At 60.6% G+C, this 11,788-nt stretch carries 12 protein-coding genes and 1 pseudogene; 6 read left to right on the top strand and 7 right to left on the bottom strand.

The features are described from left to right. Both NW835_RS01605 and NW835_RS01610 read left to right on the top strand, forming a co-directional pair. Positions 1 to 715 (top strand): annotated as a pseudogene (locus NW835_RS01605) (glycosyltransferase); the annotation flags it as partial. A gap of 121 nt (positions 716 to 836) precedes the next feature. Then, positions 837 to 1,733 carry a putative CRISPR-associated protein gene (locus tag NW835_RS01610; RefSeq protein WP_414414343.1) on the top strand — a complete coding sequence of 299 codons (897 nt, stop codon included), beginning with the start codon at positions 837 to 839 and terminating at the stop codon, positions 1,731 to 1,733. Here NW835_RS01610 and NW835_RS01615 read toward each other — a convergent pair. From NW835_RS01615 to NW835_RS01630, 4 genes are all read right to left on the bottom strand, one after another. Continuing rightward, positions 1,730 to 3,208 (bottom strand): hypothetical protein, encoded by a 1,479-nt coding sequence (locus tag NW835_RS01615; RefSeq protein ID WP_414414344.1) that lies wholly within the window; start codon positions 3,206 to 3,208, stop codon positions 1,730 to 1,732. The two genes, NW835_RS01610 and NW835_RS01615, sit on opposite strands and share 4 nt — an antisense overlap. 122 nt (positions 3,209 to 3,330) lie before the next feature. Beyond that, positions 3,331 to 3,996 carry an alpha/beta hydrolase gene (locus tag NW835_RS01620; protein ID WP_414362130.1) on the bottom strand — a complete coding sequence of 222 codons (666 nt, stop codon included), beginning with the start codon at positions 3,994 to 3,996 and terminating at the stop codon, positions 3,331 to 3,333. Positions 3,997 to 4,031: 35 nt separating this feature from the next. Then, positions 4,032 to 5,045 carry an oxygen-dependent coproporphyrinogen oxidase gene (hemF, locus tag NW835_RS01625; protein ID WP_414414349.1) on the bottom strand — a complete coding sequence of 338 codons (1,014 nt, stop codon included), beginning with the start codon at positions 5,043 to 5,045 and terminating at the stop codon, positions 4,032 to 4,034. A gap of 126 nt (positions 5,046 to 5,171) precedes the next feature. Beyond that, the gene (locus NW835_RS01630) at positions 5,172 to 5,414 is read right to left on the bottom strand and encodes a Ycf34 family protein (protein ID WP_414362132.1); all 243 of its coding nucleotides are present in this window, start codon (positions 5,412 to 5,414) and stop codon (positions 5,172 to 5,174) included. Between the two features lie 221 nt (positions 5,415 to 5,635). On the opposite strand from NW835_RS01630, the gene NW835_RS01635 reads away from it, so the two are divergent. The 4 genes from NW835_RS01635 to NW835_RS01650 all read left to right on the top strand — a co-directional run bounded on the left by NW835_RS01635 (position 5,636) and on the right by NW835_RS01650 (position 8,939). Beyond that, a complete protein-coding gene (locus NW835_RS01635; protein WP_414366143.1) occupies positions 5,636 to 5,932 on the top strand; it encodes a hypothetical protein in 297 nt (98 codons plus the stop codon). A gap of 235 nt (positions 5,933 to 6,167) precedes the next feature. Beyond that, positions 6,168 to 6,320, top strand: coding sequence for a hypothetical protein (locus tag NW835_RS01640; protein ID WP_414366145.1), 153 nt, complete (start codon positions 6,168 to 6,170; stop codon positions 6,318 to 6,320). A 65-nt stretch (positions 6,321 to 6,385) separates the two neighbouring features. Continuing rightward, the gene (locus NW835_RS01645) at positions 6,386 to 7,699 is read left to right on the top strand and encodes an MDR family MFS transporter (RefSeq protein ID WP_414414345.1); all 1,314 of its coding nucleotides are present in this window, start codon (positions 6,386 to 6,388) and stop codon (positions 7,697 to 7,699) included. A 22-nt stretch (positions 7,700 to 7,721) separates the two neighbouring features. Then, complete coding sequence (locus NW835_RS01650; RefSeq protein WP_414414346.1) at positions 7,722 to 8,939, top strand: NAD(P)/FAD-dependent oxidoreductase; 1,218 nt, start codon at positions 7,722 to 7,724, stop codon at positions 8,937 to 8,939. Here NW835_RS01650 and proC read toward each other — a convergent pair. The 3 genes from proC to NW835_RS01665 all read right to left on the bottom strand — a co-directional run bounded on the left by proC (position 8,925) and on the right by NW835_RS01665 (position 11,601). Then, positions 8,925 to 9,728: a pyrroline-5-carboxylate reductase gene (gene proC, locus NW835_RS01655; protein WP_414414347.1), complete on the bottom strand. Its 804-nt coding sequence runs from the start codon at positions 9,726 to 9,728 to the stop codon at positions 8,925 to 8,927. The genes NW835_RS01650 and proC overlap by 15 nt on opposite strands. Positions 9,729 to 9,733: 5 nt before the next feature. Next, on the bottom strand, positions 9,734 to 10,303 hold the full coding sequence (locus NW835_RS01660) for a cell division protein SepF (protein WP_414378524.1): 570 nt from the start codon (positions 10,301 to 10,303) through the stop codon (positions 9,734 to 9,736). A gap of 575 nt (positions 10,304 to 10,878) precedes the next feature. Beyond that, a complete protein-coding gene (locus NW835_RS01665) occupies positions 10,879 to 11,601 on the bottom strand; it encodes a YggS family pyridoxal phosphate-dependent enzyme (protein WP_414333442.1) in 723 nt (240 codons plus the stop codon). Positions 11,602 to 11,788 lie beyond the last annotated feature (187 nt).

Consider the following 11,788-nt stretch of genomic DNA (forward strand, 5'->3'; position numbering starts at 1 on the left):
GGATCGAGAGCTGAAGCATCTTTTGATCTTGGCCTGTGGGTTGCCGCTGGTGCTGGCTTTTACCTTGATGGGGGGCTATCGGCCCATTTTGCCCACCTGGCCGATGCCGGGGTTCTGGGTGCTGAGCTTGCTTTTGGGATCCCGCTGGGAAAGGTGGCCGGAGGCAAGGCGGCTCTTGGCAGGAACGGCGGTGGCGGTGAGCCTGTTGGTGGGGGTGGGGCTGGCCCATGTGCGCTACGGGCTGCTGCAAGCGCCTGGCGGTCTGGGCCTGTGGCCGGTGGAACAGGATCCCTCGACTCAGTTGATTGACATCGAACAGTTGCGGCGGCGATTTCAGGCGGATCCCCGCTTGGCCCAGGCTCTGGCGGAGGCGGATTTCATTTTCACTAACGCTTACTTTTTGGGCGGCCAGATTGGCATGGCCTTGGCGCCGCTGACGGAGAAACCCCTCACCTGCCTGGATGAGGATCTGCGGGGCTTTGCCTTTTGGTCGCAACCTGAAGATTGGCTAGGGCAGGATGGCCTGCTGATTACCTCCAAGCTGTTTCAGCCAAGAGCAGGGATCCCGGCCGCCTACGGCACCTACTTTGAACAAATTGAGCCAGTGGCAGAGATTCCCCTGCGGCGGGCGGGGGCAGTGGCCCAAACCTTTCAGGTGTACCTGGCTCGGCAGATGCGCCAGCCCTATCCTCGGCCCTACTCCCGCCGGCGCTGAGGGCTACGGCTTTTTCTGTCCACTAACGCCACCCTCCTAGGAACTGGCAAGGGCAGATGGGCCGAGCTTCTGGGCTTGGCTAGCCTAATAGTCTATTGCTTCAAAAGTTGGTGGGGAACTCATGCAGACCATCATCATGACGGTGGGCACCTCTCTGCTTACCAACCTGGACAAAGACCTGCAGCCGCAGCGCCCTTGGGTCGGCCAAAAAACCATCGGCGATCCAGAACGGGCCTTGGCCTGGATGAAAAAAACAGACTTGGAACTGATCAGCGCCGAAACCAACACCTACTACCGGCTGGATCCCACTCCGCAGGATGCCTTGATTTTGCTGTACTCCGAAACCCCTGAAGGACTGGAGTGTGCCCAGATTTTGCAGCTCTTTTTTGAAAAAGCGCTGGGCCAGCAACAGGTTTCCCTGCTGCCCCTCCCCGGCATCAACTACGAGCTAGAGGGATCCTCGCTGGAGCGGATGGCCAAGCTGTTGCAACAGTTGGCCGAGAGCGCCAAGGGGATCGTCACCTTTGCCGCCACCGGGGGGTTTAAAGCCCAGGCCATGGTCATGGCCGTGGTGGGCAGCCAATTGGGGATCCCGGTCTGCTACATCCACGAGCAATACAAATCTTTGGTGTATTTGCCTTACTTACAGCCGCAAGTTCAGCCGCGGATCCCGCGGGCAAGCTTGCCGGATTCTGGTCGAGATCGCTCCCAGGTCATCCAATTGCGCAGCGACAGCAGCCATCACCGTCCTCGCAGTTGGGTCAAGGTGGAAAAACTCCTGCGTGAGCTGCCTTGGGTAGATCTGGTTCGCTACGACCCAAGCGCCTACACTGCCCCCAAAAACGGCGTCAAGGCCGCCAACCGCAAAACCGCAGATGGCCGTCACATTTTGTGGCTCCATCTCCACGAAAGCCAGGACACCCACCTTGCCGTTAGGGTAGAGACCACCGGCTATACTCCCGAACACCTAGAGCAGGCCGCTGCCGAGCTGCGGGAGCGCATTGGTCGCCTCCTCTAGCTTTTGCTTAACTGCTGGGCCACGAGTTGCACGATGGCCTGAGCCGCACCCGGCTTGCCCCCCAGACGCCGCAATTCCGCCTGCATCTGTTGACGCCGCTCGGGATCAGTCAACAGGGCCCGCATCTGTTCGGCTACCTGGGCCGGGCGCAAGTGTCCTCGCAGCTCCGGCACTACCTCGCGTCCTGCCCAGAGGTTTGGCCAAGCCAGGTAACCCAGCCACCGCAGGGCAATTCTGTTGATAAGGCGGGCCAGCCAGGTGCCCAGACCGGGCAGGCGAGCCAACAGGCCAGGGATCCCACCCCAGGCGCGCATCGCCTCCAGCTTGTTGGTGGGGATCGCCACCACCATTGGCACCCCTAAGTAAGCCAGCTCGGCAGTGTTGGCGCCGACGGTAGTTAGACAGAGGTCGCAATTGGCCAGCACCGAATAGGCGGGGAAGCTGGTCCACAGGTGTACCGTGGTGCCAAAGGGGGTGACGAAGTGGGATCCCAAATTGGTTTGCTCCAGAGTGGCCGAGGTGCCGTAAATCACGGCCATATCGGGGTTGAGCTTGGGATGGGCATAGGCCGCCAGCGATTGTGGCGTCTGGCCGGGAGCCACTGGGATGACGAAGCGGACGTTGGGCAGCAACTGGCGCAACTCATCCGCCACCGCCAGCACCAGCGGCACCCCCAGGGAGAGTTTGGCCGGCTTGGAGCCGGGGAGCAGCCCCACCTGGTAGTGGGTGCGGTTGCCATCGCTGAGACGTTGCCAGCTGTGCGGCAGCAAAGCTTCGTCGGCAGAGCGGGATTCCACCCTTTCCGGTGCCGTTCGCACCGATTCCGGCTCCTCGATGGGATCGGGGAGGGGCTGGAGGAGGGTGGAAAAGCCTGCCGTCGGTTTGGGAGCAGCGCCAGAAGCCTGTGTGGGAAGGGATCGGCTGCTAAGCCAGCCGGGAAGAGGTATCCCCGGCAAGTAGACGGCACTGGCCACGCCATCGGCCATCAGATCCCCGACCACGTGCATTTTGGGGGCCCAGCGGTGGCCCAGGAAGCGTCCCCCGTTGTAGCGGCGTTTGATCTCCTCCGTCCGTACAGCAAAAGCGTCTACCCAGGGTCGCCAGCGGGGTCGCTGCTCCGCATACACCACCAGGCGGTAGCGCAGACGACGGGCAATCCAGACGGCAAAAAACTGATCCCCTCCTAGAAACAGCACCACCCCCCGCTTGGCCCAATCCCAGGCTTCTTCGGTCTGACCCGTGAGCAGAAAAGCCAGAAAAAAATCCGGATCCTGCACCCGATCGACCCGGATAAATTCCTCCGCTATCTTCATCTCTTGTCCAGAGGCGTGCGGACAAGGAGAGAGCACCAGAGAAAGACGGGCCTGGGGCAGTTGCTGGCGCAATTCTAGGACGACTGGCCGCACCCAGGTAAGCAGCTCGCCGGGACCGTTGGAGAGGATGAGAATGTCGTAGGGAAGCTGGCCGCCGTTCACTGAGACGCTCAGGGGGCAAGAACTTTGCCGCTATTGTACAGTTTGCCTTTGGGCGCCAGGAGGCTAGCGGGATCTTGCCCTACTGCGAGGGAGCTTCGCCAGCCCTTTCCCTTGCCCAGGGTTCATTTTTTGTCCAACTGACTTTGCAGCCACCCTTGGATATCCCGCAAACTTTCTGGGGAAACCTCGTGGCCCATTGCGTACTCGCGATAGGTCAAGCTTAGGGGCAAAGAGGTAAAGTAGTCGCGGATCTGGCGGCCAAAAGCTACCGGCAAGACGGCATCGGCGGTGCCGTGAACCACCAGGATACTGAGGTGCTGCAGCCGGGCGGGCTCTACCGCCTCAGCTAGGATCTCTGGCGAAAGGCGACCGCTGATTGCCACCACCCCGGCCAGCTTTTCAGGCTGGGTGAGAGCCAGATATAAGCTCATAATTGCCCCCTGGCTAAACCCCAGCAAATACACCTGCGCCGGATCCAAACCCAGACTCGGGATCCCCTGATCCAGAAAGTGGCTTAAAAGCTCCCGGCTGCGGCGGGCTTGCTCCGGATCCCCCACCAGCCCTTCCGGCGTCCAAGCCATTTCAAACCAGGCAAAGCCGCCCGCCCCCCAGGGAAGCGGTGCCCTTAGGCTAATTACCGCTAGGCGGGGATCCAAGTAAGGAGCCAATTGGAGGAGATCCCCCTCGTGGCTGCCGATCCCGTGCAGCATCACCAGCACCGGCGCCTTTCCAGGCCCAGCTTGGCGGGGGGGTTGAAAGCGGTAGGCAAGGGGCAGAGAGGAAGACACTGCACTCCTCAGGAAGAGGGACGCCTATTGCTGGCCTAGACCCACTCCCGGGGCTGGCGCAGCACTTCGTAGAGCTTGGCTTCCCAGCTATTGGGCGGGGGCTCGTAGCCGTATTCCCAGCGCACCAATGGCGGCAATGACATCAGGATCGACTCAGTGCGGCCTTGGGTCTGCAGCCCAAAGATCGTGCCCCGGTCGTAGACCAGGTTGAACTCCACATAGCGCCCGCGCCGGTAGAGCTGGAACTGTCGCTCCCGCTCCCCCCATTCCATCCCCTGCCGCCGCTCTACAATCGGCACATAGGCCGGCAAGAACGCCTCGGCACAGGCTTGCACCAGCTCAAAAAGATGTTCCCAACTGCGGGATCCCACCCGCGCCTGGAGTGGCGGCGGCTCAGAGGCAAGCTGGTCAGGATCCGCTTCTGCCTCCCCCTCAGGACGGTAGAGCAACCCGGGCCGGTCGTCTTGATAATCAAAGAAAATGCCACCAACGCCGCGGGCCTCGCCCCGATGGGGCAAGAAGAAGTAGCGGTCGCACCAGATCTTAAAAGCCGGGTAGTAGGCCGGATCCAGCCGGTCGCAAGCCGCCTTGATGGTGCGGTGAAAATGGGTTGCATCCTCCTCAAACAGGTAGTAGGGGGTGAGATCCATGCCGCCGCCAAACCACCAAACCGGCCCTGCTTCAAAATAGCGGTAGTTGAGGTGAACTGTTGGCACATAAGGGTTGCGGGGGTGCAACACCATAGAGGTGCCGGTGGCGTAGAAGGAATGACCTGCTGTCTCCGGACGCTGCTTGAGAATCGAGGGGGGCAGCTGGGATCCGAACACCTCGGAAAAATTGACCCCTCCTTGCTCGAACACCCCTCCCTGCTGAATAACCCGCGAGCGACCGCCGCCACCGCCAGGACGCTCCCAACTGTCCTCGCGAAACTTGGCTTTGCCGTCCAGTGCCTCTAGTCGAGCACAGATCTCATCCTGGAGATGCCGCATAAACTGGCTTACTCGTTGACGAGCATCCAGCAGCGGTGCTGTCGGGCTTGCGGTCAGCATCATCGTCTTCCCGTCTGTCGAAATGGACAAAACAACTCCTCTACTAAGGGCAGACCCCTGCCTCAGGCCTTGCAGGCGCGGAGAACCCTTCTCGGCAATCTAGGCCATCTCTAGATTACTCTAGTTTTAAGTGGGAACGACCGCGTGGGGGCGGAGCCTTGCCCACTTGTTCCGCTCCTCGCGAAAACTCTGGCAGGCCACCACATCCCACTCCATCTCGGTGCCGCCGTTGCGGATATTGACGTTGATCTGGGGTCCTTGCGGCTCAAAATCCGGCGTCAGGGTGAGGTGGGGCTGTTGGTGCTGCGCTTCCACGGCGTGATAGGTGGTGCAGCGATCCACATAGTAGCAGTGAATACAAATGCACATGGCTGCTGCCTACCCGAAAGAGTCTGTGATCTCGACAATAGCATCCTGTCTGCGGAGAGACGGGGGATCCGGCTTGCTCAACCGATCCTTGAGACATTTCTTAGGAAAGAGAGGCATTTCCCCTTCTCTCGTCTAAAATCTCAAGATGCTCATCCACCCATGAGGCTAAGGCTTGGTTCCTGGTCAGGATCAAGCCAAGCAGGCTATCCCGAGGAATTGCCATGAACACCCACACCCGCTACCGCTTTACCTGCACCCTCTCCTTTGGGGATATCTACGGCCAGATCATCGTTTGGCTAATCGTGATTTTTGCCGGCCTGGGCGCCGCCCTCTCTTTGATGAACAGCCCCCTCTACGCCTTTCTCACCATCGCGCTGATCTTGGTCATCTCCCTGCCTTTTCTGCTCTTTGCCTTTGTGACGACGCTGCTCAACCACATCGAGTTTGTGGCTGTTCCTTCAGAGGAAGAAGAGGAAGGGCGCACTGGGGCGGCCAAGTCGCCAGTGGCCGTCAGCTAGCAGCAGTCTAACCTAGCGGCCCCAGGGAGGAGCTGGGGGCAGGGACAGCGGCGCTTTCTCTATTAAGGGTTGTTTAAAGCTTTGTCAAATTTTGTTATAGTTGGATCCAGCAGCCTCGCGGCTTGATCCCTTTGCCGTTGGCACTTCCTAGCTGAGGAAGGCGACAGGCGGTCTACAGCTGGCTCAAGAACGGGCTGCAAGACCGTTGAAGAGGTGCATGCAGGGGTGATGTGAGGTGAGGGAGAATAACTTGATCCAGCTCGACTACCGAGTGTACCGGCTGGCGCGGCTGTTGAGCGAATACCTCAATTTGGGGGAGTTAATTGCGGTTTCCGCTGGATCCCTGGAGGAGGAGCCGCTGGCTCCCGCCGAGTGTTCTGCCTGCTGAGCTGGATCTGGCGCCAACAAGCGGGATCCCGTAGGCTAGGTAACTTGTCTTCCGTTGCATCTCCTATGCGGATCCCTTCCTGGTGGCCACAGCTTAGTTTTCAGGTCTGGCTAATCTTCGTCGGTCGGCTGCTTTCCCAAACCGGAACCGGCTTTGCCCTCTTCTACACCCCCCTCTTTTTTGTTGACCAGGTGGGGCTAAGGGCCACTCAAGTGGGGCTGGGGCTGGGCCTCATGGCTCTAAGTGGCGTGCTTGGCCGTATTCTCGGCGGCTCAATGGCTGACGGCGCTTGGGGCCGCCGCTCCACTTTGATTCTCTCGCTGGCCATTTCTGCTGCTGGCTCGTTTGGGTTTGCCCTCTCCCAGGGTTTCTACAGTTTTGCCCTAGCCAGTCTGGTAGCAGGGATGGGTCAAGGTTTGTACTGGCCACCAGTGGAGGCAATTGTAGCCGACCTAACCACGCGCGAGCAGCGCAGCGAAGCCTATGCCCTCAACCGCCTGGGGGATAACTTGGGCCTCAGCCTCGGCGTGGCCATGGCCAGTGCCTTGGTAGCCCTAACGAAGAACTACCGCCTCTTGTTTGTGATCGACGGCCTCACCTACTTGATTTTTCTAGCCCTGCTCTGGTGTTGCGTTCAGGAAACTCGGGTCACTCAGTCGGCGGCAGAGCCCCTGTGGGCCGGCTGGAAAACTGCCCTGAGGGATCGCTCCCTGGTGGTGTTTGCCCTGGCCAACATTTTCTTCACCACCTACATTGCCCAGCTCAGCAGCAGCTTGCCCCTTTACTTGCGCAAGGGGGCTGGGATCCCTGAGGTACAGATTGGCACGTTGTTTGCCCTGCACGGCGCCCTCATTGCCCTGCTGCAGCTGCCGGCAGCTCGTTGGCTCAATCGCTGGACGCGCGTCCGTGCCCTCCAGGGATCTGCACTGATGTGGGGGCTGGGATTTGGATTGATTTGGCTCAGCAGCTTGGCAGCGCAGTTGGGAGCGATGCCAGCTATGGGGATGGCGGCTTTGGCCTTGGCGGTGCTCTCGTTGGCCTTGGTGAGCTACAATCCCTCCGCTTCGGCGCTGGTGGCAGATTTGGCCCCGGATCATCTGCGGGGGGTCTATCTGTCGATCAACTCCCTCTGCTGGGCAGTAGGCTTTGCTATCGGGCCGCTAATCGGGGGGATGGCTCTGGATCTGCCGCCCCCTTGGGCAGGAGGGCTGTGGCTCTTCTGGGTGTCTACCGTCAGCCTGGTTTGGGGGATCCTCGGCTTTTTGGATGGCACCCTACCCTGCAGAGTCAATGCGGCGACGGCCTCTCCGCCGCAAGCGGCTGTTCCCCTGCGCAAGGCAGAGCCCCAGGGTAGGAAGCTGGATGGTTTGTTAAGCTGATGTTACCTTCAACCCTCGCAGCATGAGTCGTATTTGCATTCTTGGGGGTGGCTTTGGCGGGTTGTACACAGCCCTGGAGCTCATCCGCCGACCTTGGCCGGAGCCGCCACAGATTACGCTGGTGGATCGGCAGGAGCGCTTTGTCTTTGCCCCGTTGCTCTACGAGCTGCTCACGGGCGAGCTGGAAGACTGGGAGGTGGCTCCCCGCTTCCAGGATCTGCTGCCGCCAGAGTCGGTGCAGTTTTGCCAGGGCTCTGTGCAGTCCATCGACCTGAAAGCCCGCCGCGTCCTGCTGAGAGAGGGGCAAAGCCTGGAGTACGACACCTTGGTGCTGGCGCTGGGAGGGGAAACCCCTCTGGAGAGCGTGCCGGGAGCAGCGGAGTTTGCCTTTCCCTTCCGCACCCTGGCAGATGCCCAACGGCTGCGGGCCCACCTGAAAACTCTGGAGGCGCGGGATCCGGCTCAGCCGATAACTCTGGCCATTGCCGGGGCGGGGGCAAGCGGCGTGGAACTGGCCTGCAAGCTGGCAGATCGGCTGGGATCGCGGAGACGGATCCGTCTTATTGAGGGGGGATCCCGGATTTTGTCGGGCTTTGCTTCTTCCAGCCGGGAGGCGGCCCAACTGGCGCTGGCCCAACGGCGGGTGCAGGTGGAGTTGCAAACCAAGGTTTTGGGCATCGAGGCCCTGGGTGAGAACAGCGCCCCCCCCTTCCGCCTACAATTGCAGCGGCTGGAGGCCCAGGAGACGGCTACGGATCTTGTGGATGCGGTGCTGTGGACCGTCGGAACCCGACCGGCAGCGGTGATCGCCAACTTGGATCTGCCCAAAAGTGAGCGGGGACGGCTGCAGGTTTTGCCCACCCTGCAAACTCCCCCCTTTCCAGAAGTGTTTGCCCTGGGAGACGTAGCGGCGGTGGTGGATGCCGAAGGCCAGCCGGTGCCCGCCACCGCCCAAGCAGCTTTTCAACAGGCCGGCTATTGCGCTTGGAACCTGTGGGCCTTGCTCACGCAGGAGCGGCCCCTGCTGCCGTTCCGCTACTTTTCTCTGGGGGAAATGCTCAGCTTGGGGACGGATACGGCGGTGCTTTCCGCCCTCGGCGGCCTCACCCTAAGCGGCCCCCTGGGCTATTTGGCCCGACGAGCCATCTACCTGGTGCGTCTACCTACCCTGGAGCACCAGCTCAAGGTGGGATGGAACTGGATCACCCGCCCGCTCTGGCAGGCCCTAGGAGCCCTGTAGCTGGCGGGAGCGCTCGTAGGCTGCCCGCACTGCCCGCATCAAGGCCCCCCGTACTCCCCCCTCTTCCAGGACTTGGATCCCGGCGATGGTCGTTCCCCCTGGGCTGGTCACTTGATCCTTGAGAAGGGCGGGGTGGAGCTTCTCGTGCTGTAAAAGGGCAGCCGTGCCCGCCAAGGTCTGCATCGCCAGTTGGGTGGCGAGGGGACGCGGCAGACCCACCCCCACCCCCCCGTCGATCAGCGCTTCCAGGATCACCGCCAAATACCCCGGCCCCGATCCCGACAGGGCCGTCACCGCATCCATTTGGCTTTCGGCCACCGTCACCACCTGGCCTACAGCCCGAAACAACCTTTCCACCTGCTCCTTCTGATCAGGCGTCACTCCTGGCCCGTAGCAGATAGCCGTGATCCCTGCTCCCACCAGCGCCGGTGTGTTGGGCATGGTGCGCACCACCCTCTGCTGGGGAAAAGCCTGCTGCAACTGCTGCAAAGGGATCCCGGCCATAATCGAGATCACCAACTGCGCGGCGGACGGCTGGCCCATCTCAGCCACCACCTGCGGGAAAACCTGGGGCTTGACGGCCAAAAATACAATCTCAGACTCTCCCGCCTGAGATAGATCCGCCAACAGCCGAATGCCCAGCTCCTGCTGTAGGGTCTTGGCCTTGTCCGGGTCGGGCTCCCGCAAAGCCACCTGAGCTGCAGGATAAAGCCCCGCAGTCACCCAACGCCGCAGCAGGGCGGATCCCATGGCTCCCCCCCCGATCACACTCAGCAGTGGTCGCTCCATACTGGCTAGTGCTGGCCCACCGCCTGCAAATGTTCATAGCTGCTGGGCCAGAGAGGGGCAGGGCTGTGCAAGGGACGCTGCAGCGGCTGCACCCCTTGGCTACTGGGGGTGGAGACCGTCACCGTGCTGGGGGTGAACAAAAAAATGTTTTCGCCAATGCGCTCCTGGTGGCCATCGATGGCGTAGGTGCCACCGGCAACAAAATCCACCGAGCGCTGTGCTTCGGCGGGATCCATCAGGGTCAAGTTCATGATCACCGTCTTGCGCTCCCGCAGGTACTGGATGACTTGTGCCATCTCGTCAAAGCTGCGCGGCTCCAGCACCACCACTTCGCTGGTGGGTGGGTTGACGCCCGGTAATCCAATTACGTTGCTCCCCATACTGCCCCCCGCTAAGCGATCCCGAGGTTGACTGCGCCGATGGCCCCGCGACTCCTCTCGACCGGCAGACCCTTCCCCGGCTTCCGCTCCCCGTTGTCGACGTCCGCGTGGAAGGGCACTGGCTTCCTGCTCTTCAGGAGCCGGTTGGGAACGGCGTCCCTCGTAGAGCACTTTGTAATCATCCTGCTCTTCCATCTCAGGGTACTCTTCCAGGCCGTCCACGGGATCATTCAGGCCCACAAAATCTCTTACCCTGCTCCAGATTCCATTGACATTCATCGTCCACATCCTCACTACAGGTCATGGTTTGCGGCAAGCACAGGATTCAGGCTCTTGATTGGATCTTGAGTGGCCCAGTCAAGCCAAAGGGCATCTCCAACCTTTATTTTTTTAGTTAAAGTCCTTCAGAAGGCCGAGACAGGGTTTGCTCGAGAAGCTGCCGAGGCAGGTTAACAAAACCCATGGGCCCGACGAGTCGAGTTTACCCAGAAGAAGTGAAGATGTCATCCCACTTGTCCAGCCACTGCTTTGGCCAGAGTCTACTGCGCTCCTTGTCCAGCTTGAACACGTGTTAACGGGAGTGACGCAAATGATTACAAGTTTCCCTAAAATTTCCCCGACAGGGTAAATTTTGGGCGGGATTGCCCTGTTTTTGCCCGATTCAGGCCGAACTCCAACCCAGAGCGTGCCCTGCAGGGCAACTCCGGAGTTGCGCGGCTTTACACAAAATTTAATCACAATTCAGCGGCTTCATGGAGGCTCCATCTATGCTATTTCCGCTCGGCATCGGCGAACAAAGCGCGCCCCAGCCGAATCAGGTTGGAGCCTGCGGCTACCGCCAGGGGGTAATCGTCGGACATGCCCATGGAGAGGGTGTGCAACTGCAGATGCTCGTAGCCGCTGCGCTGGATGTGATCGGCCAGCTCGGCCAGCTTGCGAAACAGCTCTAGAGCTGCCTCTGAGCTCAAGCCCAAAGGCAAAATGGTCATCAGGCCCACAATTTGCACCTGTAGCAGTTGGTTCAGTTGCGGCAGGCTTTGCAGCAGATCGGGGATGAGCCAGCCGAATTTATTGGGATCCGGGGCCAATTTCACCTGCAAGCAGAGCTTGGGGGTAAGGTGCAGCTCCCAGGCTTTTTGGTTGATCAGCTTGGCCAGGCGCAGGCTATCAACGCTGTCAATCCAGGCAAATTGTCTGAGGGCCGGCTTTACCTTATTGGTCTGCAAATGCCCGATCAAGTGCCAGACAATATCGGTCAGATCCTGCAGTTGCGCCTGTTTGGCGGCTGCCTCTTGCACTCGGCTTTCGCCAAAGTGGCGGATCCCGGCTCGATAGGCGGCGCGGATGTGGTTGACGCTGTAGCCTTTGCTCACCGCCATGATCTCCACATGGCCTGGGATCCGGGCGCGGATGGCCTGAATGCGGCTGTGGATGAGCTCTTCGTCAACGGGGGGCGGCGACGCTTCAAGGGAGCTGGAAGAAGGCGGAGACATGGCTAGGGCCACCTAGGAAGCTAGCAGAAGATCTCGACAGAGAGAGTCCAGTCCTCGTTTTGTCTGGATACTTCGAGATTGGAGCCGGTGCTCCAGCGGCCAGGTGGAAACAGGGGGAACCCAGCCATAGCCCAGTTCTTCTGGAGCCTAGCCCAAGGCCGCTGCCAGGATCTGATAGGCCAGCTTG

The organism is Synechococcus sp. OH2, from assembly GCF_047462155.1.
Lineage (GTDB): Bacteria > Cyanobacteriota > Cyanobacteriia > Thermostichales > Thermostichaceae > Thermostichus.

What these genes read in the sequence shown, in the direction of transcription:
- NW835_RS01610 (WP_414414343.1), top strand. Translation starts at nt 837, where the DNA reads ATGCAGACCATCATCATGACGGTGGGCACCTCTCTGCTTACCAACCTG.
- NW835_RS01650 (WP_414414346.1), top strand. Translation starts at nt 7,722, where the DNA reads ATGAGTCGTATTTGCATTCTTGGGGGTGGCTTTGGCGGGTTGTACACA.
- NW835_RS01665 (WP_414333442.1), bottom strand. Translation starts at nt 11,601, where the DNA reads ATGTCTCCGCCTTCTTCCAGCTCCCTTGAAGCGTCGCCGCCCCCCGTT.
- NW835_RS01630 (WP_414362132.1), bottom strand. Translation starts at nt 5,414, where the DNA reads ATGTGCATTTGTATTCACTGCTACTATGTGGATCGCTGCACCACCTAT.
- NW835_RS01660 (WP_414378524.1), bottom strand. Translation starts at nt 10,303, where the DNA reads ATGGAAGAGCAGGATGATTACAAAGTGCTCTACGAGGGACGCCGTTCC.
- NW835_RS01645 (WP_414414345.1), top strand. Translation starts at nt 6,386, where the DNA reads ATGCGGATCCCTTCCTGGTGGCCACAGCTTAGTTTTCAGGTCTGGCTA.
- proC (WP_414414347.1), bottom strand. Translation starts at nt 9,728, where the DNA reads ATGGAGCGACCACTGCTGAGTGTGATCGGGGGGGGAGCCATGGGATCC.
- NW835_RS01635 (WP_414366143.1), top strand. Translation starts at nt 5,636, where the DNA reads ATGAACACCCACACCCGCTACCGCTTTACCTGCACCCTCTCCTTTGGG.
- hemF (WP_414414349.1), bottom strand. Translation starts at nt 5,045, where the DNA reads ATGCTGACCGCAAGCCCGACAGCACCGCTGCTGGATGCTCGTCAACGA.